Annotated in this window: 1 protein-coding gene; it reads left to right on the forward strand. The window is 34.4% G+C overall.

Features of this window, described 5'->3' with window-relative positions:
* A partial coding sequence (locus tag CHRY9293_RS18375) for an AMP-binding protein (RefSeq protein ID WP_162034304.1) occupies nt 1-973 on the forward strand: 973 nt, incomplete at both ends.

Genomic DNA, 973 nt, shown 5'->3' on the forward strand with positions numbered 1-973 from the left:
GGTCTAATCAGTTGGCCCATTATCTATTGGATACTTATAAAATAGTACCTGATGAGCTTATTCCTTTATGTTTGAATAGATCTGAGGATATGCTTATAGGGATTTTAGGAGTATTGAAGGCCGGAGGAGCGTATGTTCCTATTGATCCTGGTTATCCTATGGAGCGCATAGATCATATTCTCAAAGATACTCATGCCCGAGTTATCCTGGTAGAAGAGAATACCAAATCTTTATTATCTTATTATAAAGGCTGTGTATCGGTATGTGGATCAGAAGAAGTTGAATTTTCCGTTGTAAGTTTGGATAATGTATCTGTTGTAGATATTCTTTCAGGTTGTAGTGTTACTAATCCTGTTACGGGAGTTAAATCTGATAATTTGGCTTATGTAATTTACACGAGTGGAACAACAGGTAAGCCTAAAGGAGTAATGATCGAGCATAGCGGAGTAGTAAATCTTATCGCTTCAATGATACGATCACGAAAATTAAAAGATTATACAAACGTTGGTTGCTATTCTAACTATGTCTTTGATGTTTTTGTTAGTGAAATGTTTCCTGCAATTTGTAATGGGAATACTTTATGGCTTTTCAATAATGCGCTCAGAAAGTCTTTAAAAGATCTTAATGAATATATTAGAGATAACCATATAGAGGTTTCTGTTATTCCTGCAGTATTGATAAAAGAAATTATTGATGATTCCTATCTTAAGTTGATTATTACAGGAGGAGAAAGTTTTCCTACTATTGAGAATAGTAGAAAGGATATTATTTTAATTAATGAATATGGTCCTACTGAGGCTACTGTATATGCCACCTATCATTATTATCATGAAGATGGAAATCCTCTTAATATAGGACGGCCTATTTCGAATACTTCGGTGTATGTTTTAGATCGTTATTTACGTCCCGTACCTGTAGGCGCAGTGGGAGAATTGTATATTGGAGGTAGTGGTTTATCACGAGGTTATTTAAA

This window comes from Chryseobacterium potabilaquae (assembly GCF_902728265.1).
GTDB classification, from domain to species: domain Bacteria; phylum Bacteroidota; class Bacteroidia; order Flavobacteriales; family Weeksellaceae; genus Chryseobacterium; species Chryseobacterium potabilaquae.